The sequence below is a fragment of the Streptomyces sp. NPDC057002 genome (assembly GCF_042673825.1).
In the GTDB taxonomy this organism is placed as follows: domain Bacteria; phylum Actinomycetota; class Actinomycetes; order Streptomycetales; family Streptomycetaceae; genus Streptomyces.
Genome location: NZ_JBHURZ010000009.1, coordinates 33,177 through 54,119, shown reverse-complemented (window position 1 = coordinate 54,119; position 20,943 = coordinate 33,177). Strand labels below are relative to the sequence as shown.

Here is a 20,943-nt window from a genome sequence, read left to right as displayed (position 1 = left end):
ACGTACATGACGTACGGCGCCCGCGGTTCAAATGCGCTGTTCGGCCGGGCCCGGAGGGTCAGGCCGACTTGCGGCTGCTGTCCCGGGGATGAATCGCGATGTTCATCGCACCGGAGCGCAGCACCGCCAGGCGCTCCTCGAGGACCTCTTCGAGCTCCTCACGGGTGCGCCGCTCCATCAGCATGTCCCAATGCGTACGCGCGGGCTTGCCCTTCTTCTCTTCCGGGACATCGCCGTCCACGAGGAGTGCCTGGGCCCCGCAGACCTTGCACTCCCACTCCGGCGGGATCTCCGCCTCGACCGAGAAGGGCATCTCGAACCGGTGCCCCTTCTCGCATGCGTACTCCACGGCCTGGCGCGGAGCCAAGTCGATGCCGCGGTCCGTCTCGTAGCTGGTCACCACGAGGCGCGTGCCGCGAAGAGCTCGCTCACTCATGAATCGTGCCTCCCGGGCTTGTCGCCCACAGGACAGGTGTCGCTGTCGTCGTCATCCGGTCAACGTCCGGTCGGCGGTAAAGATTCCCGTTCCGAGTCCCGTTCCGGGTCATGCGTCGCCGTCGTAGCCGCAGCCTTGTCAACCCTTGCAGTACCCACCAGCGCCCGGTTTGTCACATCTGCTAGCAGATGTAACCTAGCGTTTCGGCATCTTTGACGCGCAGTAACGGTACGCCTGGCAGGCCAAACGCGTACACTACAGCCCTTTCGCGCCGAGTGCTAAATCCTGTCAGGAACCGGATTCCCCGCTTCGCGGATCGCACGCCCCACGGGTACCCGGGCGAGCAGGGCGAATCCGATGACGAAGAAGCCCACCAGCGAGATGATCGCGTCCCGGTAGCTCCCGGTCAGCTGGTAGGTGAGCCCGAACAGCAGCGGCCCGAGCCAGCTCATGCCGCGGTCGCTCATCTCGTACGCGGAGAAGTATTCGGCCTCCTTCCCGGGCGGGACGAGATGGGAGAACAGGGAGCGGGACAGCGCCTGGCTGCCGCCGAGGACCAGGCCGATCCCGGCCGCCAGGACGAAGAACCACACCGGCGCCCCGGCCGGCAGGAAATACCCGGCCGCCAGTGTGAGCGTCCACGCGACGAGCGAGCCGAGGATCGTGCGCTTGGCCCCGTACGTCCGGGCCAGCCGCCCCATCGCCAGCGCGCCCGCCACCGCCAGCACCTGCACCAGCAGGATGGCGCCGATCAGGGTGGACTGCCCGAGGCCCAGTTCCTTCGAGCCGTAGACCGAGGCCTGGGAGATCACCGTCTGGACGCCGTCGTTGTAGACGAGGTACGCGAGCAGGAAGGCCAGGGTCAGGGGGTGCCGGCGCATGTCGCGGACGGTCGCCGCGAGCTGCCGGAAGCCGGGGAGGGCCGTCTCGCGCGCTTCGGACCTGCGGTCGCGCAGCCGACGGAGCGGGATGAGGGCGAACGCGCCCCACCACAGCCCGGCCGACGCCAGGCAGATGCGGACCGCCGTGCTCTCGGAGATGCCGAAGCTCTCGTGCCCCGTGTAGAGGACGAGATTGACGACGAGGACCAGCGATCCCGCCGCGTAGCCGAAGGCCCAGCCGCGGGAGGAGACCGCGTCCCGTTGCTCGGGCGGGGCGATCTGCGGCAGGTAGGAGTTGTAGAGCATCATCGCCACGGACTGTGCCGCGTTCGCGACGACCAGCAGGGCCCCGCCGAGCAGATAGCGGTCGCCGTCCAGGAAGAACATGCCCGCGGTGGCCGTGGCCCCCAGATAGGCGGCGGCCGCGAGGAGGGGCTTCTTGCGGCCGGTGCGGTCGGCGGCGGCGCCCACCAGGGGCATCACCAGCACGGCCACGATCACCGAAAGGGACACCGAGTACGCGAAGAAGGACCCGGCGCGCACCGGGATCCCGAGGGGATGGACATACCCGTCGGCATCGGCCGCGGACTCGGCGACCGATGTCAGATAGGGGCCCAGGAAGACGGTGAGCACGCTCGTCGAGTAGACGGAGCAAGCCCAGTCGTAGAAGTACCAGCCGCGCTGCTCGCGTCTGAGATCGGCCGCCCCGTCGTCCGGCGGTGTCCGCACGGTGTCGGTGCCCACCCGTGCCCTCGCTTCCCCGTGAACGCGCGGAGGCGGCGGGGCGGGGTGTCAGACCCAGACGCCGCGGTCCTCCATGACCTTGCGCAACGTGTCGATGTGATCGGTCATGATGCCATCCACACCCAGGTCCAGAAGCCGGTGCATGCTCTCGGGTTCGTTGACGGTCCACACATGCACCTGGAGCCCGCGCGCGTGGGCCGCGTGCAGGAAGCGGTGGTCCACGACCTGGATGCCGGACTGCATCTCGGGAACCTGGGCGGCGACCGCCGAGCGGCGCACCGCCGCGGGCAGCCCCCAGGAGCGCAGCCGCAGACCGAGCACGCCCCGGGTGCCGTACGACGTGGCCAGGCGCGGGCCGGCCAGCCGCTGGGCGCGCACCACGCGTGCCTCGGAGAACGAGCCCAGGCAGATCCGGTCCCAGGAGTCCGTCCGCCCGACCAGGTCCAGGAAGGGCAGCAGGGCGGCCTCCGCCTTGACGTCGACGTTCCAGCGCACGTCGGGGAAGGTCTCCAGGAGCTCCTCGAAGAGGGGCAGCGGTTCCTCGCCCGCCACGCGCGCGTGCCGTACGTCGTGCCACGGCAGGTCCGCGATCCGGCCCGCGCCGTCCGTCACCCGGTCCAGGGTCGCGTCGTGGAAGGCGACGAGTTTTCCGTCCCGGGTCGTGTGGACGTCGGTCTCGATGTACCGGTAGCCCGCCTCGACGGCGCACCGGAACTGCCGCACGGTGTTCTCCAGGCCGTCAGCCGCCCCGCCCCGGTGGGCGAAGGCGATCGGGCCGGGGTGGTCGAGATAGGGATGGCGTATCCGCGGGGTCACGGACGCAGTATCGCTCCTCGGGGTTGACCGGTGGCAACGACCGCGCTGCCGCCGGATGCCGCCGGGACGGCGAACACGCGCAGGAACAGCTGGGCGAGCGGGCCGATCGAGACCGCGTACAGCAGGGTGCCGATGCCCACGGTGCCGCCCAGGGCGAAGCCCGTCGCCACGACCGTGAACTCGATGGCCGTGCGCACCAGGCGGATCGAGACCCCCGTGCGCTGGTGCAGGCCCGTCATCAGGCCGTCGCGCGGACCCGGGCCGAAGCGCGCCGCGATGTACAGACCGGTCGCCGCGCCGTTCAGGACGATCCCCGTCACCATCAGCGTCACGCGCGCCACCGGGCCGTGCGCGTCGGGCACCAGGGCCAGCGTCGCGTCCATGGCCATGCCGATGACCAGCACGTTGGAGACCGTGCCCAGGCCCGGCCGCTGGCGCAGCGGGATCCAGGTGAGCAGCACCGCCGCGCCCACGATCGTCAGCACCACGCCGATCGACAGCCCCGTCCGCTCGGCGAGGCCCTGGTGCAGCACGTTCCACGGCTCCAGTCCGAGCCCCGACCGGACGAGCAGTGCCGAACTCGCGCCGTACAGCGCGAGACCGGCATAGAGCTGGGTCAGCCGCCGGGTGAGGTGGCGCCGCGTGGACATGATGTGCTCCCCTGTGGTGTAAGTGGACTGATGCATGACACCCTGTGGCTTGGATGGAGAGGTCATCCATGGCCAATCCGGGGAAGGTGGACTGATTCCGATGGCTCAGTGGACTTCGGCCGTGGGACCGGCGCAGCTGGCCCGGCTGCTCAACTCCCAGCAGGAGCGCCCGGCAGGGCCCGGCACGCGCCGCCCGCCCGCCTATCGCGCGCTCGCCGACGGCATCCGCCTGCTGGTGCTCGAAGGGCGGATCCCGGTGGCCGCCCGGCTGCCCGCCGAGCGGGAACTCGCCCTCTCCCTGACCGTCAGCCGTACGACGGTCGCCGCCGCGTACGAGGCGCTGCGCGGCGAGGGCTTCCTGGAGTCCCGGCGCGGCGCGGGCAGCTGGACCGCCGTACCGGCCGGGAACCCGCTGCCCGCGCGCGGCCTGGAACCGCTGCCGCCCGAGACCCTCGGCTCGATGATCGACCTGGGCTGTGCGGCGCTGCCGGCCCCCGAGCCGTGGCTGACCCGGGCCGTGCAGGGCGCCTTGGAAGAACTGCCGCCGTACGCGCACACGCACGGCGACTATCCCGCCGGGCTGCCGGCGCTGCGGTCGATGATCGCCGAGCGGTACACCGCGCGCGGGATCCCGACCATGCCCGAGCAGATCATGGTGACGACCGGGGCGATGGGTGCGATCGACGCGATCTGTCATCTGTTCGCCGGGCGGGGCGAGCGCATCGCCGTCGAGTCGCCCTCGTACGCCAACATCCTCCAGCTGATGCGGGAGGCCGGGGCCCGGCTGGTGCCCGTCGCGATGGCCGAGGGGCTCACCGGCTGGGACATGGACCGCTGGCGGCAGGTCCTGCGGGACGCCGCGCCCCGGATCGCGTACGTCGTCGCCGACTTCCACAACCCGACCGGTGCGCTCGCCGACGAGGACCAGCGGCGGCGGCTGGTGGACGCGGCGCGCTCCGCGGGGACCGTGCTGATCGCCGACGAGACGATGAGCGAGCTGTGGCTCGACCCGGACGTGCTGATGCCGAAGCCGGTGTGCGCCTTCGACCCGGCCGGGTCCACGGTGATCACGGTGGGGTCGGCGAGCAAGGCGTTCTGGGCCGGGATGCGCATCGGCTGGGTGCGGGCCGCGCCGGACGTGATCCGCAGTCTGGTGGCCGCGCGGGCCTACGCCGACCTCGGCACGCCCGTGCTCGAGCAGCTGGCCGTGAACTGGCTCTTCGGGACGGGGGGCTGGGAACAGGCCGTGGAGGTGCGGCGGGAGCAGGCGCGGGAGAACCGCGATGCGCTCGTGGCGGCGGTGCGGCGGGAGCTGCCCGGGTGGGAGTTCGAGGTGCCCCGGGGCGGTTTGACGCTGTGGGTGCGGACCGGGGGGCTCTCCGGTTCGCGGCTCGCCGAGGCGGGGGAGCGGGTCGGGGTGCGGGTGCCGTCCGGGCCCCGGTTCGGCGTGGACGGGGCGTTCGAGGGGTATGTGCGGCTGCCGTTCACCGTAGGGGGTGCGGTGGCCGAGGAGGCGGCCGTGCGGTTGGCCGCGGCGGCGCGGATCGTGGAGGAGGGCGGCGCGGGGGCCGGAGAGGCGCCGCGGACGTTCGTGGCGTAGGGCTGCGCGGCTCGGTTGCGGGGTTCTGCGGCTCAGTCGCGCAGGGCGTTCAGCTGCCGCCGGGCCGGTTCCAGCATCCGGTCGGCGTGACCGGGTCGCCTGGCGTGACCGGGTCGCCTGGTGTGACCGGGTCGCCCGGCGTGGCTAGGTCGCCTTCGCCTTCGTCTTCGCGGGCTTCGTCAGAACCGGTACCGGATTCGGGATCGAGTCCTTCGGTTTCGTCAGGACCGGTACCGGGTCCGGGGCGGGTTCCGGCGTCGGGTCCGTGGTGAGCGGCCCGGCGTCCTTGTGCTCCGGCTCGGGGACCGTCTCCCCGTCCGCCGGTGTCGTGCGCGGCGGCAGGAGGTCCAGGACCGCCTGGCGGTGGGCGTCGGACGTGGCGTCGTCGTAGGGGTTCGGCGTGGCCGGGACCTGGACGCGGTGGACCGGGCCCAGGCCGAGGCGGGCGTAGCCGCGGCCGGGCGGGACCTCCTCGACGGGGGTGGTGTGCGGGGGCGCGCCCAGGACGGATTCGAGCTGCTCGGCCGTCGCCGGGCCGAGGACCACGCGCGCGCGGGTGTGCTGCCGCACCGGTTCGCCGAGGGCGTCCAGGGTGTCCAGCTGCTCGGCCACGACCACCGTCACGTTCGCCGGGCGGCCGTGCCGGAGCGGGACCTGGAGGAGGGACTGCGGGTCCTTGCGGTCCTGGGCGGCGGCGAGGTGGGTGAACGCCGTCGGACGGTCCAGGAGGATCCACAGGGGACGCTTGGTGTCGTCGGGCGGCGGTTGGCCCTCCTGGTGGGCACGGTTGGCGGCGATCAGGCGGCGCTCGGTCTCGGTCGCTGCCCACTCCAGGCTCGCCAGCACCCCGGGGAGACCGCATTCGACGGCCAGGACGCCGTCCCGGCCGGTCAGACAGGCGTACTCCCCGGTGCCCCCGCCGTCGACGATCACCACGTCGCCGTGCTGGAGGGCCTGCAGGGCGATGGACCGCAGCAGGGTCGAGGTGCCGGTGCCCGGCTGGCCGAGGGCGAGCAGATGCGGCTCGGTGGAGCGCAGGCCCGTGCGCCAGACGACCGGGGGCACGTCCCGCCGCTGTTCGCCGGAGGCCAGGGGGAGGGTGCGCTGGACCCGGGTGGGGTCGGTGAAACCGAGGACGGTCTCGCCCGGGGCGGTGACGAAGCGCTGGGCGGCGATGTCGACGGCGAGCGGCAGGAGCACGCTGACCGTCAACTGGTTGCCTTCCTCTTCCCACGAGAAGTGGTATTCGCGGCCCTTGCCCGACTTGGCCGCGAGCAGCCCCTCGATCCGGGCGCGCGCCTCGGCCTCGCCGTCGGCGAAGTACGCCGGGTAGTGGAGCACCAGGTGCGAGATCCGGCCGGTGCCGTCGAAGGCGTAGGTGGGGAAGGCCTTCTCCCAGGTGCCCCCGTGGGAGTACAGCGGCTCGGGGTCCTCGGCGGTGGAGAAGTACGGCACGAGCGCCTCGTACAGGGACTGCAGGCGCTGGCTCTGCGACTCGTCGGGCCCGTCGGATGCCGACGCGGCGCGCTCCCGGCCCTGCCATGCGGCCGCCGCCATCAGGGTGATGGCGGCGAGCAGCGGTCCGTACGGCATCAGGGCCACGACGAGGATGACGGAGGCCGCCAGGAACAGCAGCGCTCCCCGTTTCTCCTTGGGGGTCTCGCTCCATCTGCGCCGTCCGGCCGCCGCCAGCCGGCGCAGACCGCGTGTGATCGTGATCAGCGGATGGAGGACGTCGGTGGCGCTGTCGGCGGCCGTACGGGCCAGCTCCCGGCTCCGGACGAGCTGCGCGCTGCCGTTGCTCAGAATGCGGGGGAGGGGGCGCCGGGCCACTGCTGCCTCCAGAGAGTGCGTACGGGCGGGATGCGTACGGGGTGCGGGGCCGTCAGAACTTGATTCCGCCCAGGAGGCTCGCCAGGCTCTCGCCGCCTGCCTTGATGCTCGGCGCGATGGCCGTGCTGGCCAGGTAGAAGCCGAAGAGCATCGCGACCACGGCGTGCGACGCCTTGAGGCCGTCCTTGCGGAAGAAGATGAAGACGACGATGCCGAGCAGGACCACGCCTGAGATGGAGAGGATCATTTGGGTTCTCCTGGTTCGCGGGGACAGTCACCATGAGTACTTCCAGGCTCACAGGATGTATCCATACGATAAAAGGTGCAACTGGGTGGAAATCGGGTGATTTCCCCCGGGCTGCGGCGTGGTCCGGAACCGGTCGAGCTGGGGTGTTGTGCTCGCCCGGGCCTGTGGTGATCTTTACCTCGGGCACATCGGGTCATGTGCCGCGCGAGCCAGTACCCTGGCGATTCACTCGTACGGCTGCACCACTAGCAGACGTGCGCACCCGGCGTGATGAGCAGTGGAGAGGCGGTCCGGCCGATGACCGAAGTCCCCGACCCCGAGGTCGTGGAGCTGGCGACCAAGATCTTCGATCTGGCCCGGCGGGGACGGACCGAGGCGCTCGTGGCGTATGTCGACGCGGGTGTTCCGGCCAACCTCACCAATGACCGCGGCGACTCGCTCGTGATGCTCGCCGCCTATCACGGCCACTCCGAGGCGGTGCGTGCCCTGCTCGCCCGCGGCGCCGAGGCCGACCGGGTGAACGACCGAGGCCAGACCCCGCTCGCGGGAGCGGCCTTCAAGGGTGAGACGGAGGTGATCAAGGCCCTCCTGGAGGGCGGCGCCGACCCGTCCGCCGGCACGCCCTCGGCCGTCGACACGGCCCGGATGTTCGGCCGGACGGAATTGCTCGAACTGTTCGGCGAGCGCTGAGCCGACCAGTCTGACCTGGAACGACACAGAAAACGGGGGAGGCGGTACAGGGCCGCCGAAATTTCGGTCGCGGCAGACGGAAGTGCCGAGTCATCATGACGACGTGGTTCACGGACGTGATGGTTGGGCAGGTGTTGCCGCACCGCGCGGGCCGTGACGCGGTCCGCAGGGGCCACCGACGAGAGGCAGAGGAAGATGGTCTACAGCAAGCAGGAAACGGCGGGCACTCCGACGTGTTGTCACGCGGCCAGGTAGTACACGTCCCCGGTTGCGTCGACGCTTGATGTGAGGCTGTTTCCCATGTTCGATCCGGTCATAGCGCCCAGCGGTACGCTGCTCGGCCTGCTCCAGCGGGGCCGCGGCGACGGCACGCTGCACGCGCTCACCGCCCCGCGCCCCGAGGCGCTCGCGGCGTTGAACCACTGTGTGCTGCGCGATCCCCGCCACGACTGGCAGGTGGAGAACCGCTCCCTCTACTACGCCCGCCTCTACCTCGACCTGAACGGCGAGCTGGACGCGATCGAGGCCCATCTCTTCGACGCCGAGGACGTCCTCGACACCGAGGAGTCACGCACCGGGCTCGCTCTCGCCGTCCTCGGGCACCTCGCCTCCTACGGCAGGCGGGACGCGCTCGAACTGCTGCGCAGGTACGCCGCCCACGGCTCGAACTGGGCCTGGGCCCTCGACGAGCTCGCCCTCAGGGACGACGACGCGGGCCTGCGGGCCCTCGCCGCGCCCGTCCTCGCCCGGTTCCCGGCCGATCCGGAGGGCGAGGCCGAGCTGGCCACCACCGTCCGCGACGCCTTCGAGCCCCGGCCGTGGCGGCTGTGGGCCGAGGATCCGCGCGAATCCATCTCCGCACGCGTGCGTGCCGCCCACGAGGCCGGCTGCTTCGACCGCTGGCAGCGGCAGATGCGCCCGACGGGCCCGCGCCCCGGATGGAGCGTGCAGGCCGTCTTCGAATGGGCCCAGCAGGGCCTCGACCGGGGCGCCGCACTGCATGTCCCGGCCGCCCGCTGCCTCACCGCCGTGGCAGGGCCCGAGGACCGCGCCGAGATCGTCCGGGCCGCGAAGGACGGCGGCGACGGAGCCCGGTGCACCGCCCTGCGCTATCTCGCCGAGGGCAACGATCCCGATGCCCTCGACCTGATCGAGGGCGCCGTGGCCACCGGCTCGACGGTCGTCGTGGAGGCCGCCGTCGACGCCTTCGAACGGATGCGCAGTCTCACCGCGGTGGACCGGGCACGCGGCTGGGCGCACCGGCCCGACGAGCTGGGTGCCGCCGCCGGACGCGTCCTCGCCTGCCTGGGCGGGGTGCACGACCGGGACCTGGTCCTAGCGGCGCTACGGGAGGCGGTGCGCGGCGAAGGCCCCGACGCGCCGACACTCTGGACGCTGGTCGACGGCACCGGACGGCTCGGCATCGCCTGCGCCGCGCCCGTGCTCCGCCACGTCTACCGCGAGACCGCCTCGTCCCAGCTGCGCGGCCGGGCCGCCCGGGCCCTCGCCGCCACCGACCCCTCCTTCGCCACCGGCTTCGCCGTCGAATGCCTGTGGGACTGCGAGGAGACCACCCGCGAACTCGCCGCCCGGCACGCCGAGACCGGCGACACCCGGGTCGTGGAGCGACTGCGCCGGCTCGCCGCCGACCCGGCCGAGGAGGCCGAGGTCCAGACGGCCGTACGCAGCCGGATCGGTCCCGAGGAGACCGCTGTGTGACACCCCCCTCCGGCAGGACGCCGGGGCGGATTCAGGCCGCCCGGGTGAACGCGGGGTGACTCGCGGGTCAGGAGCGTATGGACGCGGCCTGACCTGCGCGGGTGCACCTCAGAACGCTCATAGGACGTTCCTCGTTCGGAAAGATCCACGTTGACGCGGCCACGTCCGGCCCGGCGACAACACCGGTATGCGTGTCGTCATCGTGACCGAATCCTTTCCCCCCGACGTGAACGGCGTGGCCCACTGCGCGCTCCAGACCGCCCGGCACCTCGTCGATCGCGGTCACACCCCCGTCGTCGTGGCCCCGGCCCCGGCGCCCGGGAACAAGCCCGACGCCTCCGCGCCGTGCCGCGTCGTCCACGTCCCCTCTCTCCCCCTCCCCGGCTACCCCCAGGTCCGCGTCGCCCTCCCCAGCCGCCGCCTGGCCGCCACCCTCATCGAGCACCGTGCCGATGTCGTCCACCTCGCCAGCCCCTTCGTCCTCGGCGTGCGCGGCATGGCCGCCGCCGCCCGCCTCGGCATCCCCGCCGTCGCCGTCTACCAGACCGACCTGGCCGGATACGCCCGTACGTACATGGGCGCCGGAGAGGCCGCCGCCTGGCGGCGCATCCGCTCCGTCCACGGCGCCGCCGACCTCACCCTCGCCCCGTCCAGCGCTGCCCTGAAGGACCTGGAGACGCACGGTGTGCCCCGGGTCAAGCTGTGGCCGCGCGGTGTGGACACCGAACGCTTCCGGCCGGACCGCCGCGACGAGGCCCTGCGCCGTGAGCTGGCCCCCAACGGCGAGTTGATCGTCGGCTACGTCGGCCGGCTCGCCCCCGAGAAGCAGGTCGAACTCCTCGCCGGTGCCTGCGGCCTGGACGGCGTCCGGGTCGTGATCGTCGGCGACGGCCCCAGCCGGCCCGGCCTGGAGCAGGCGCTGCCCGGCGCGGTCTTCCTCGGCCGCCGGACCGGTGACGATCTCGCCCGGGTCTTCGCCTCGTTCGACGTCTTCGCGCACACGGGCCCCTTCGAGACCTTCTGCCAGACCGTGCAGGAGGCCATGGCCAGTGGTCTGCCGGTCGTGGCGCCCGCCGCGGGCGGTCCGCTGGACCTGGTCGCGCACGGTCAGACCGGGCTGCTCGTGCCGCCGCGCGACGCGACGGCCGTACAGGACGCGGTGCGGTCCCTGGCCGCCGATCCCGGGCTGCGGGCCGCCTTCGGCGCCGCCGGACGCGCCACGGTCGAGGGCCGCACCTGGGCGGCCGTCGGCGACCAGCTGATCGGGCACTACGCGAACGTGCTCGCCGGGCGCAGGACGGTGGTGGCGGCATGAGCGCGGGGAACGGGACCGGCCAGGCGCTGCGGATCGTCCGGCTCGCCAACTTCGTCGCGCCCGCGTCCGGCGGTCTGCGCACCGCCCTGCGCGAACTCGGCAAGGGCTTCAAGGCGGCGGGACACGAGCCCGTCCTCGTCGTCCCCGGCGAGCGGATGAGCGACCGCGAGACCGAGCAGGGGCGGGTGATCACCCTCCCCGGGCCGCTGCTGCCCGGCACCGGCGGCTACCGCGTCCTCGCCGACAAGCGGCGGGTGGCCCGGCTCCTGGAGGAACTCGCGCCGGACCGCCTTGAGGTGTCCGACCGTACGACCCTCAGGTGGACCGGCAAGTGGGCGCGGCGCGCCCGGGTCCCGGCCGTGATGGTCTCCCACGAGACCGCCGACGGCGTGCTGCGCACCTGGGGCCTGCCCGAGGGGGCCGCCCGGCGTGCCGCCGACGCCCTCAACGTCCGTACGGCCCACACCTACGCGCGCGTGGTGTGCACCACCGAGTTCGCCGAGCGGGAGTTCGTGCGGATCGGGGCACGCAACGTCGTCCGGGCCCCGCTGGGCGTCGACCTGGTGCAGCGGCACCCGGCGCTGCGCGATCCGGAGCTGCGGGCGCGGCACGCGCGCGGGGACGAGACGCTGCTCGTGATGTGCTCGCGGCTGTCCGTGGAGAAGCGGCCCGGCACGGCGCTGGACGCCCTGGAGACGCTGCGGCGGCGTGGGCGGCGGGCGGTGCTGGTGGTGGCGGGCGACGGTCCGCTGCGCGCGCGGCTCGAACAGCGGGCACGCGAGAGCGCCTTGCCGGTCACCTTCCTCGGCCATGTCTCCGACCGCGGGATGCTCGGCGCGCTCCAGGCGTCCGCCGATGTCGCCCTGGCGCCGGGGCCCGCCGAGACCTTTGGGCTCGCCGCGCTGGAGGCCATGGCGTGCGGTACGCCCGTGGTGGCCAGCGCGTCGTCCGCGCTGTCCGAGGTGATCGGCTCCGCCGGGGCCGTCGCCGCGGACCACGGGGATGCCTTCGCGGACGCCGTGGACCTGCTGCTGGAAGGCCTGGAGACGGACCGGCGCGAGGCCGCACGCGCGCGTGCGGAGTGCTTCGGCTGGAACGCGGCGGTCGACGCCTTCCTCGCCGCACACGACGCGGCCGTCCCCGTGCGCCCGTACGTGCCCGGAGGCGTGGCATGAGACCCCCGCGGTTCGTGGGAGCCCCGCGTTTCGTGGCCCTCGGCGACTCGCTGACCGAGGGCGTGGGCGATCCCGTCGGCGAAGGGTGGCGCGGCTGGGCCGCGCTGCTCGCCGACGGGATCGCCGAGGGGCCGGCCCGGTTCGCCAACCTCGCGGTGAGCGGGGCGCAGACCCGGGACGTGCTGGAGCGGCAGCTGCCCGCCGCGCTGGAGATGCGGCCCGAGCTGGTGTCCGTCGTCGTCGGCGTCAACGACACCCTGCGCTGCACCTTCGACATCCAGGCCGTGGCGGCCCGGCTCGACCGGGTGTACCAGGCCTGCACCGAACAGGGCGCGGTCCTGCTCACCGCGTGTCTGCCCGACCCGGGCACGATGCTCGGGCTGCCGGGGGCGCTGGCCCACCCGCTGGCCCGGCGGCAACGGGCCGTGAACGCGGTCGTCCATGCCCTGTCCGACCGGTACGAGGCCCTGCATCTGCACGCGTGCGAGGGCGACTGGACCACGGACCGTGCCATGTGGAGCGCGGACCGGCTGCATCCCGGGGAGCGGGGACACCGGCAACTGGCCCTGCGCTTCCACACGCTGCTCGCGGAGCACGGTCTCGCGACGGGGCCCGCGCCCTCGCCCGAGCCAGACTTCCCCGTTCCCACGAAGTCGGCGAGCCTGTGGTGGCTGGCCACGGCCGGTACCGGATGGGTGGCCCGCCGGTGCACCGACCTGCTGCCCCAGCTCCTGACACTGGCCGCCGACGAACTGCGGCACCGTGCCCGGGGTACCAGCGCCCGGCTCGACCTGCGGGCCTCCGCGGCGGTGTCGGCCGCACTGGCCGCGTTGTCGGTGGTGGAGCAGGCGGATGCGGCCTGACAGGTCGGCAGCCGGACGCGGTCTGACGGATCGGCAGCCGGACTCGGCCTGACGGATCAGCGGCCGCACACGGACCGACGGATGGCGGTGGCCGGTCCGGTCAGGACGGTTCAGCGACGCCGTACGGCCACGAAACGGACCGGTGTGCCCGGGACCGCCTGGGCGGCGGCCGGGAGGTCGGTGGCTCGGACCACCGCGATCACCGGGTAGCCCCCGGTGGTCGGATGGTCGGCCAGGAACACCACCGGCCTGCCGTCGGGCGGGACCTGAACCGCGCCCAGCACCATGCCCTCGCTGGGGAGTTCACCGTGCCGGGCCCGCTCCAGGGCGGGGCCCTCCGTGCGCAGCCCGATGCGGTTGCCCGCGGCGGACACCCGGTAGGCGTGTGAGACGAAGGCGCGAACGGCCTCCGGCGTGAACCAGTCGTCGCGCGGGCCGAGTGTCACCCGCAGGACCAGTTCGGCCGGCGGCGCCGGCCGTGGGGCGACGTCCACGCGCGCGTGCACACCGGTCGGCCGGCCCAGCGGCAGCACCGTGCCGTCCGCGAGCGGGGCCGGGCCGAGCCCCGACAGCAGGTCCGTCGAACGGCTGCCGAGCACGGGCTCGACGGCGACGCCCCCGGAGAGACCCACGTACGCGCGTACGCCCGACACGGCCGGACCGACGTCCAGCAGCGCCCCGTCGGGCACGCGCACCGGCGCACCCCAGGGGACGGGCCGGCCGTCCACCGTGACCCGGCAGTGCGCGCCGGCCACCGCGATCGTGACCGTCGAACGGGGGCGTACGGCACAGCCGTCGAGTGTCGTCTCCAGCACGGCCGCCCCGGGCGGATTGCCGACCAGCCGGTTGACGAGTTCCGCGGCCGGCCCGTCCAGGGCTCCGGAGCGGGGGACGCCGAGATGGGCGTGGCCGGGGCGGCCGAGATCCTGCACGGTGGTCAGGGCCCCGGCCCGTACGACGGCGAGGGCGCGATCCGTCATGGCGCCGCCTCGGGGACGAACCGCACGCGCGTGCCCGGCGACAGCAGAGCGGCCGGCACACGCGCGTGGTCCCACAGGACGGTGTCCGTCGTGCCGATCAGCTGCCAGCCGCCCGGCGACGAGCGCGGATACACGCCCGTGTACGGGCCCGCCAAGGCCACCGACCCGGCGGGGACGGCCGTGCGCGGGGTGGCCCGGCGCGGGACGTCGTAGCGCGACGGCAGCCCGGTGAGATAGCCGAAGCCGGGAGCGAAGCCGCAGAAGGCGACCCGGAACTCCGTCGCCGCGTGGATACGGGCGACCTCCCGCTCCGGCACACCCCAGTGCGCGGCGACATCGGCCAGGTCCGGGCCGTCATACCTCAGGGGGATCTCGACCACCTCACGCGCGCGTGGGGGAGAGGGCGGCAGTTCGGCGGCGGTCAGCTCGGCGGCCAGCCTGGCGGGGGAGTCGAGGCCGTCGAGGAGGACCGTACGGGCCGCGGGGACGATCTCGCGGGCCGACAGCGAGCCCTCCGCACGGCGTCGCAGCAGCTCCGCGTGCAGGGCCTGGGCCTCGTCGCCCGAGGCGACCTCGACGAGCAGCGCGTCCTCGCCGACGGGCCGGACCTTCATGCGAAGGCCTCCACCCGGATCCCCGAGGTCTCCAGCCGTTCCCGCACCCGGCGCGCCAGCTCCACCGCGCCGGGCGTGTCGCCGTGCAGGCACAGGGAACGCGCGCGTACCTCGATGCGTGTCCCCGAGTGGGAGGAGACCTCGCCGGAGCGGGCCAGACTCAGGGACCGCTCCACGACGGCCTCCGGGTCGGTGACCACGGCCCCGTCGCGCGTGCGCGGCACCAGCGTGCCCGCGTCGGTGTACGCGCGGTCCGCGAACGCCTCCGTGACGACCGGCAGTCCGGCCTTGCCCGCCAGGTCGAGCAGACGCGAGCCGGGCAGGCCCAGCACGGGCAGCGCGGCGTCCGCGAGGAGTACCCCGTCGACGACCGCGGCGGCCTGCTCCTCGTCGTGCACGACCCGGTTGTAGAGCGCGCCGTGCGGTTTGACGTAGGCCACTCGGGAGCCCGCGGCACGGGCGAAGACCTCCAGGGCGCCGATCTGGTACGCCACTTCGGCCGCCAGCTCGGCGGGCGGCACGTCCATCGCGCGCCGCCCGAACCCGGCCAGGTCCCGGTAGGACACCTGGGCGCCGATCCGCACCCCGCGCTCGGCCGCCAGCTCGCACACCCGGCGCATGGTGGCCGCGTCCCCGGCGTGGAAGCCGCACGCCACATTGGCGCTGGTGACCACGGACAGCAGCCGTTCGTCGTCGGTGAGCCGCCAGCGGCCGAAGCCCTCGCCGAGGTCGGCGTTCAGGTCGATCGAGGTCACGTGTCGCATCTCCTGTCAGGCCACGCGGTACTGCTCGTCGCGGGCGTCGGTGAGGAACATCTGCCCCGGGGCGTGCGTGAGGGCGAACGGCGGCCGCGAGGCCATCACCGCCGCCTGCGGGGTCACACCGCAGGCCCAGAACACCGGGATGTCGTCCGGTTCGGCGTCCACCGGATCGCCGAAGTCGGGGCGGTCGAGATCGTCGATGCCGAGCCCCGACGGATCGCCGCAGTGCACGGGGCTGCCGTGCACCGCGGGCAGGAGACTGCTCTCCCGGATCGCCGCGGCCAGGTGCGGGGGCGGCACCGGCCGCATGGACACCACCAGCGGTCCGTGCAGCCGCCCCGCCGGACGGCACTGCCGACTCGTCACGTACATCGGGACGTTGCGGCCCTGCTCGACGTGGCGGATCGGGACGCCCGCCTCGCTCAGTGCCCACTCGAAGGTGAAGCTGCATCCGATCAGGAACGACACCAGGTCGTCCCGCCAGTACGCGCGCACGTCCGTCGGCTCGTCCACCAGCTCGCCGTCCCGCCACACCCGGTAGCGCGGCAGGTCGGTGCGCAGGTCCGCTCCGTCGGCGAGCACGGTGGTCCAGGATCCGGTGTCCGTGACGTCGAGGACCGGGCAGGGCTTGGGGTTGCGCTGGCAGAACAGCAGCATGTCGTAGGCCCAGTCGGCGGGCACCGAGATGAGGTTGACCTGGGTGTGGCCGGCCGCGACCCCGGCCGTGGGGCCCGTCAGGCCCTCCCGGAAGCGGGTGCGGGCGGATTCCGGGCTCCACGCGTGCGCGTGCTCGTCGACGAGGACGACGGGGCGGTCCTCGGTCCCGGTGATCGGCGTGCGGTTCATGTGAGCTCCTTCCCGCGCGTCTCCGGCAGCCCGAGCAGTGCGAGTGCCGCGAGGCCGTAGCCGATCGCACCGAAGACCAGCGCGCCGCCGACGCCCCAGCTGTCGGCCAGGAAACCGACCATCGTCGGGAACACGGCACCCACCGCGCGCCCGGTGTTGTACGTGAAGCCCTGCCCAGTGCCGCGCACCGCCGTCGGGTACAGCTCGCTCAGGTAGGAGCCGAATCCGCTGAAGATCGCCGACATACAGAACCCGAGCGGGAAACCGAGCACCAGGAGCAGGGTGTTGGCGCCGCTGGGGATGTTCGCGTACGCCAGGATGCAGATCGCCGACAGCAGGGCGAAGAGCCAGATGTTGCGCTTGCGGCCCAGCTTGTCGGTGAGATAGCCGCCGGTGAGGTAGCCGATGAAGGCGCCCGATATCAAGAACGTCAGATAGCCGCCGGTGCCGACGACGGACAGCTCGCGCTCGGACTTCAGATACGTCGGCACCCAGGTGGCCAGCGTGTAGTAGCCGCCCTGGACACCGGTCGAGAGCAGCACGGAGAAGAGCGTGACACGCAGCAGACCCGGCTTGAAGATCGCCTTGAAGGAACCCTTCTCCGCGCTCTGCTCACGTGCGGCGGCGGCCTCGGGCGCGTCCTGCACACTGCGCCGCAGCCAGATGACGAGCAGTGCGGGCAGCGCCCCGGTCCAGAACATGATGCGCCAGGCCAGGTCGTCCCCGGCCACCGAGAAGACCAGCGTGTAGACGATCACGGCGAGGCCCCAGCCCACGGCCCAGGAGCTCTGAATCGCGCCGAGCGTGCGGCCTCGGTTCTTGGCGCTCGCGTACTCGGCGACCAGGATCGCGCCGACCGCCCACTCGCCGCCGAAACCGAGGCCCTGGAGGGCGCGGAAGACCAGCAGCGTCTCGTAGTTGGGCGCGAAGCCGCAGGCGACGGTGAAGACCGCGTACGTGATCACCGTGATCATCAGCGCCTTCACCCGGCCGATGCGGTCCGCGAGGACGCCGGCGAGGGCGCCGCCGATCGCGGAGACCACCAGCGTGACCGTCGTGAAGAGACCGGTCTGGCCGCTGTTCAGGCCGAAGTAGGCGGACAGCGCGACCATGCTCAGCGGCAGCGTGAAGTAGTCGTACGAGTCGAGGGCATAGCCGCCGAAGGCGCCGGCGAACGCCCGGCGGCCACGCGGGCCGAGGGCGCGCAGCCAGCCGAACGCCCCGTCGTCGGCGGTGCGTTCCGCCGCGTCGGTGCGTGTCTCGTCGGTCAGGGCCTGCGGTGGAGGGGTCGTGCTCATGGGCACCTCGCAGAGGGGGGACGGAGAGTGCTTCGGGCCGAGCCGTGTCCAGCACCGTAGGGGATTGTTCAACGATCCCTCAATACCCATGTTGGTTCTTCTTGTGATCTGCGATTGAATTCCGGCATGGCAGAGCAACTGAAGGACCTCGCCGACGACCGGGCTCTCCTGGGGCGCACCAGCACCGCCGAACGGGTCTCGGACATCCTCAGGAGCCGGATCGCCGAGGGCTACTTCCCACCCGGGACGCGCCTGTCGGAGGACAGCATCGGCGGCGCGCTCGGCGTCTCCCGCAACACGCTGCGCGAGGCGTTCCGCCTGCTCACACACGAACGCCTGCTCGTCCACGAGCTGAACCGGGGCGTCTTCGTCCGGGTCCTGACCGTGGAGGACGTCGAGGACATCTACCGCACCCGCCGGCTGGTCGAGTGCGCCGTCGTCCGCGGCCTCGGTGAGCCGCCGTACGGCCTCGACGGGCTCGCCGGTGCCGTCGCCGAGGGGCGGCGGGCGGCTCGGGAAGGTGACTGGAAGGGAGTGGGTACGGCCAACATCCACTTCCACCGGGAGCTGGTCGCCCTCGCCGTGAGCGAGCGCACCGACGAGTTGATGCGCAGTGTCTTCGCCGAACTGCGGCTCGCGTTCCATGTGGTGGACGAGCCGCAGCGGCTGCATGAACCGTACATCGCGCGAAATGTCGCGATTCTCGACGCTCTTCAGGCCGGGGAGCGCGGGAAGGCCGAGCGTCTGCTCGCCGGCTACCTCGACGATTCGCTGAAGCGGGTCGTGGAGGTGTACCGGCGGCGGGTCGGCGAGGACGGCTGACGGGAGCGCCGAGGACGGTTGACGGGACTGCCGAGGACGGTTGACGGGACCGCCGAGGGGGGCGTACCCGCGTCGTTTGGGTGGTTGTCAGACCCAGGACCTAGTCTGTGCACCGTGACTTCGCCTGCATCGACGGACAGCGTTCCGCCCCAGCTCAGCGCGGGGCCGCGCCCCGCGCCGGGGCCGGCCGCCGACGAGGGCCTGGCGCGGCGCCTGCGTGCGCTCGCCTGCACGGCGCCGCTGCACGACCTGGACGCGCGCAAGGCCAACCTCGCGGGTGAGTACTCGGTGTACGGCATGGCGGAGGTCGCGCTCGCGGCCATCGACCTGGTCACCCTGAACATGGACTTCGACACGGGCGCGGACCACGACCAGATCGTCGCCCGCCTCATCCCGCGCATCGCCGCGCAGGCGTCGCGGCGGCCCGCCGCCGAGCACGAGCGGGTGGCCCGCTGGGTCCTGGAGAACCTGATCAACGTCGGCAGCGTCGACCGCGGCTTTCGCGCGGTGTACGGCACGTTCGGGGCGGACGGCACCTATGTCCGCCGTGACTACGACTTCAAGCTGATCGAGGAGGTCCCGGGCCCCGGCGGCACGGTGTATCTCCGTACGACGGACGAGGCGGTCAACGTCCTCGTCGGCGCCCTCGACACCGATGTCACCAGCGCGCAGATCGCCGCCGAGGTCAAGCTGGAGGTGCTGATCAGCCGCGGCCGGCTCGCCGACGCCCAGCTCGCGGCCGAACAGGCCCGCTACCGCACCGTGCAGTACTCGGAGACCCTGCGCAGGGCTCTCGACGCGACCCGGCGCAATGTGCGCGCGGTGGACTGGCTGACCACCGTGCCCGACATGATCGCCGAGGCGCTGGAGCACGTCGCCGACCGCTATCGCCACGAGAACGCGATCTTGACCAACATCCGCAAGGCCCGTGACGAGTCCGAGGACCCCGAGCACAAGCGCCGGGCCGCCGAGCTCGTCGACATCGTCAAGGACTGCATCCGCCGGCACACGCAGTTGCAGTCCCGGTTGCTGGAGGCCGGACCGCTGTTCCGCGCCGAGCAGGACCGGCAGGCCTTCGCCACACCGATGACCACGTCGGGGATCGACCTCTACGGCCATCTCGTCACCCCCGTCCTGCCGCTGTCGCTCGAGAAGGCCGTCCGCGTCACGGACGCCTTCTTCGCCCGCGGCACCGGGCTGCGCACGCAGGTGTCCGTCCGGGTCGGCGACCTCGTCGACATACTGCTGACGCCGCCGGTGGAGCGGGAGCACCTGGGCGCGGAGATGCCCGAGCCGGACGTGATCGCCACGCCCGACGACAGCCGGTTCAGCGAGGAGCAGATGGCGGCCGCGCAGGAGCTGCTCGACCTGCCGGCCGACGCGCCGCGCCGACTGTCCGGGCTGCTCGCCGAGGCCCGCCGGCAGGACCCCGAACTGCCGTACCTGGTGGCCCTGCTGGCGGTGCACGCGGCCAGTCCACCGGTCGGTACGGCCTATCGGCAGGGCGAGCAGAAGCTGCTCTTCGCCGTGGACGACGGAGCCGAGCTCGATGATCCGGAGTTCGGCGGGGCGGACCTGATCGTCGGGACGGCGCTGCTGGACGCGGCGGGGATGGCGGCGGACCGGACCGAAGCGGCATGAGTGAGTACCGGCGGAGTGAGTGAGTACCGGCGGTATGAGAAGTACCAGCGTCATGAGTAAGTACCAGCGCCATGAGTGACCACCAGAGGAACAAGGAGCCCCGACCGTGAGCGAGCACGTCGAGTGGAGTGAGCCGGAGGGACCGACGCCGACGGCTACCGCCGCCGTCACCCCCGCCGACGCCGCCGACGCGGCGCGGCTCGTGTCCTTCGGGCTTCAGCCCAAGCTGCAGCCCGCCCGCGACCAGGAGTACACGGACCTGCTGCGGCGGTACCGCGAGGACCCGCCCTTCGCGCGGCTCGCCGACGCCGTGGCGACCGGTCTGGGGCTCATCGTGCTGGAAGTGTCCCCGCGCGCGGGCATGGCCGTGACCGCAGCCGAGGACTCGGTGTTCGCCGTCCGCATGGGCGACTACGCGCGTCGTACGTCCGCCGACGGGGGCGACCGGTTCCTGCACGGTCTCGCCCATCTCGCCGTCGCCGCCATGGCGTTCCCGCGTCCCGAGGACCTCGCCGACGACGGCTACATCGGCCGGGTCACGGTCAACGGCGTCGACGCCTTCGTGCGCCAGGCCTGCCGCCGCCTGGAGGAGCGCGCCGCCGAGCAGGGCGAGAACACCGACCCGGCCACCGACACGCCCGGCCTGGAGGCCGCCTGGCGGATCTGGGTGCGGCGCAGCGCGACCGGGGCCACCAAGGACGCGCGCAGGCTCGCCGGTTCGACCACCGGCATCGTCGCCAAGGCCGTCGCCTTCCTCACCGAGTCCGGCTTTCTCCAGCGCACCGGCGACGACAACGGCGGCACGTACCGCACCACCGCCCGCTACCAGCTCCAGGTGCGCGACATGGCCGGCAGTGCCGCGATGGCCGAGCTGCTGGAGCTGGGCGTCGTCCCGGTCACCGACGGCACCCCGACGCTGCTGCCCGCCGAGGAGAGCGACGACCTGGAGCTGGTGGCCGACGCCGGACTGCCGTTCCACTCCTCCTGAACTCCCCACCTCACGAAGACTTAC

At 72.7% G+C, this 20,943-nt stretch carries 20 protein-coding genes; 9 read left to right on the top strand and 11 right to left on the bottom strand.

Annotated features, from left to right (window positions below; all coding sequences use genetic code 11):
• Positions 1–58: 58 nt before the first annotated feature.
• The 4 genes from ACFT32_RS35575 to ACFT32_RS35560 form a co-directional block, all read right to left on the bottom strand.
• Positions 59–436 (bottom strand): RNA polymerase-binding protein RbpA, encoded by a 378-nt coding sequence (locus tag ACFT32_RS35575; RefSeq protein WP_184597099.1) that lies wholly within the window; start codon positions 434–436, stop codon positions 59–61.
• 278 nt (positions 437–714) lie between these two features.
• A complete protein-coding gene (locus tag ACFT32_RS35570) occupies positions 715–2,061 on the bottom strand; it encodes an MFS transporter (RefSeq protein WP_382497505.1) in 1,347 nt (448 codons plus the stop codon).
• A 48-nt stretch (positions 2,062–2,109) separates the two neighbouring features.
• Entirely contained in the window at positions 2,110–2,877 is a 768-nt protein-coding gene (locus ACFT32_RS35565; protein ID WP_382497503.1) for a glycerophosphodiester phosphodiesterase, read from the bottom strand.
• Positions 2,874–3,527, bottom strand: a complete 654-nt coding sequence (locus ACFT32_RS35560) for a YitT family protein (RefSeq protein WP_382497501.1) — start codon at positions 3,525–3,527, stop codon at positions 2,874–2,876. The genes ACFT32_RS35565 and ACFT32_RS35560 overlap by 4 nt, the downstream gene beginning before the upstream one ends.
• A 100-nt stretch (positions 3,528–3,627) precedes the next feature.
• On the opposite strand from ACFT32_RS35560, the gene ACFT32_RS35555 reads away from it, so the two are divergent.
• Complete coding sequence (locus ACFT32_RS35555) at positions 3,628–5,127, top strand: PLP-dependent aminotransferase family protein (RefSeq protein WP_382497499.1); 1,500 nt, start codon at positions 3,628–3,630, stop codon at positions 5,125–5,127.
• A gap of 144 nt (positions 5,128–5,271) precedes the next feature.
• Here the strand turns inward: ACFT32_RS35555 and ACFT32_RS35550 are convergent, their stop codons facing one another.
• Both ACFT32_RS35550 and ACFT32_RS35545 read right to left on the bottom strand, forming a co-directional pair.
• A complete protein-coding gene (locus ACFT32_RS35550) occupies positions 5,272–6,960 on the bottom strand; it encodes a hypothetical protein (protein ID WP_382497497.1) in 1,689 nt (562 codons plus the stop codon).
• Positions 6,961–7,012: 52 nt separating this feature from the next.
• Positions 7,013–7,207 carry a hypothetical protein gene (locus ACFT32_RS35545; RefSeq protein ID WP_030843336.1) on the bottom strand — a complete coding sequence of 65 codons (195 nt, stop codon included), beginning with the start codon at positions 7,205–7,207 and terminating at the stop codon, positions 7,013–7,015.
• Between the two features lie 297 nt (positions 7,208–7,504).
• Between ACFT32_RS35545 and ACFT32_RS35540 the strand changes: the two genes are divergently transcribed.
• The 5 genes from ACFT32_RS35540 (at position 7,505) to ACFT32_RS35520 (ending at position 12,969) form a co-directional block, all read left to right on the top strand.
• Entirely contained in the window at positions 7,505–7,897 is a 393-nt protein-coding gene (locus tag ACFT32_RS35540) for an ankyrin repeat domain-containing protein (RefSeq protein ID WP_382497495.1), read from the top strand.
• A 300-nt stretch (positions 7,898–8,197) separates the two neighbouring features.
• Positions 8,198–9,616, top strand: coding sequence for a HEAT repeat domain-containing protein (locus ACFT32_RS35535; RefSeq protein WP_382497493.1), 1,419 nt, complete (start codon positions 8,198–8,200; stop codon positions 9,614–9,616).
• 187 nt (positions 9,617–9,803) lie between these two features.
• Positions 9,804–10,931 carry a glycosyltransferase family 4 protein gene (locus ACFT32_RS35530; RefSeq protein WP_382497492.1) on the top strand — a complete coding sequence of 376 codons (1,128 nt, stop codon included), beginning with the start codon at positions 9,804–9,806 and terminating at the stop codon, positions 10,929–10,931.
• Positions 10,928–12,106: a glycosyltransferase gene (locus tag ACFT32_RS35525; RefSeq protein ID WP_382497490.1), complete on the top strand. Its 1,179-nt coding sequence runs from the start codon at positions 10,928–10,930 to the stop codon at positions 12,104–12,106. Before ACFT32_RS35530 ends, ACFT32_RS35525 begins: the two co-directional genes overlap by 4 nt.
• On the top strand, positions 12,103–12,969 hold the full coding sequence (locus ACFT32_RS35520; RefSeq protein ID WP_382497488.1) for an SGNH/GDSL hydrolase family protein: 867 nt from the start codon (positions 12,103–12,105) through the stop codon (positions 12,967–12,969). Before ACFT32_RS35525 ends, ACFT32_RS35520 begins: the two co-directional genes overlap by 4 nt.
• 110 nt (positions 12,970–13,079) lie before the next feature.
• Here the strand turns inward: ACFT32_RS35520 and ACFT32_RS35515 are convergent, their stop codons facing one another.
• From ACFT32_RS35515 to ACFT32_RS35495, 5 genes are read right to left on the bottom strand one after another with little or no spacing between them, the layout of a single operon-like run.
• Positions 13,080–13,949 carry a biotin-dependent carboxyltransferase family protein gene (locus ACFT32_RS35515; RefSeq protein ID WP_382497486.1) on the bottom strand — a complete coding sequence of 290 codons (870 nt, stop codon included), beginning with the start codon at positions 13,947–13,949 and terminating at the stop codon, positions 13,080–13,082.
• Positions 13,946–14,563, bottom strand: a complete 618-nt coding sequence (locus tag ACFT32_RS35510) for an allophanate hydrolase subunit 1 (RefSeq protein WP_382497484.1) — start codon at positions 14,561–14,563, stop codon at positions 13,946–13,948. The genes ACFT32_RS35515 and ACFT32_RS35510 overlap by 4 nt, the downstream gene beginning before the upstream one ends.
• Positions 14,560–15,318, bottom strand: coding sequence for a LamB/YcsF family protein (locus ACFT32_RS35505; protein ID WP_382497483.1), 759 nt, complete (start codon positions 15,316–15,318; stop codon positions 14,560–14,562). Before ACFT32_RS35505 ends, ACFT32_RS35510 begins: the two co-directional genes overlap by 4 nt.
• A gap of 15 nt (positions 15,319–15,333) precedes the next feature.
• On the bottom strand, positions 15,334–16,170 hold the full coding sequence (locus ACFT32_RS35500) for a putative hydro-lyase (protein WP_382497481.1): 837 nt from the start codon (positions 16,168–16,170) through the stop codon (positions 15,334–15,336).
• Positions 16,167–17,468, bottom strand: a complete 1,302-nt coding sequence (locus ACFT32_RS35495; protein ID WP_382497479.1) for an MFS transporter — start codon at positions 17,466–17,468, stop codon at positions 16,167–16,169. Before ACFT32_RS35495 ends, ACFT32_RS35500 begins: the two co-directional genes overlap by 4 nt.
• Before the next feature lie 126 nt (positions 17,469–17,594).
• Between ACFT32_RS35495 and ACFT32_RS35490 the strand changes: the two genes are divergently transcribed.
• The 3 genes from ACFT32_RS35490 (at position 17,595) to ACFT32_RS35480 (ending at position 20,919) form a co-directional block, all read left to right on the top strand.
• A complete protein-coding gene (locus tag ACFT32_RS35490) occupies positions 17,595–18,290 on the top strand; it encodes a GntR family transcriptional regulator (protein WP_382497478.1) in 696 nt (231 codons plus the stop codon).
• Between the two features lie 114 nt (positions 18,291–18,404).
• The gene (locus tag ACFT32_RS35485) at positions 18,405–19,931 is read left to right on the top strand and encodes a hypothetical protein (protein ID WP_382497476.1); all 1,527 of its coding nucleotides are present in this window, start codon (positions 18,405–18,407) and stop codon (positions 19,929–19,931) included.
• A gap of 106 nt (positions 19,932–20,037) precedes the next feature.
• Positions 20,038–20,919: a hypothetical protein gene (locus ACFT32_RS35480; protein ID WP_382497474.1), complete on the top strand. Its 882-nt coding sequence runs from the start codon at positions 20,038–20,040 to the stop codon at positions 20,917–20,919.
• The last annotated feature ends 24 nt before the right edge of the window (positions 20,920–20,943 follow it).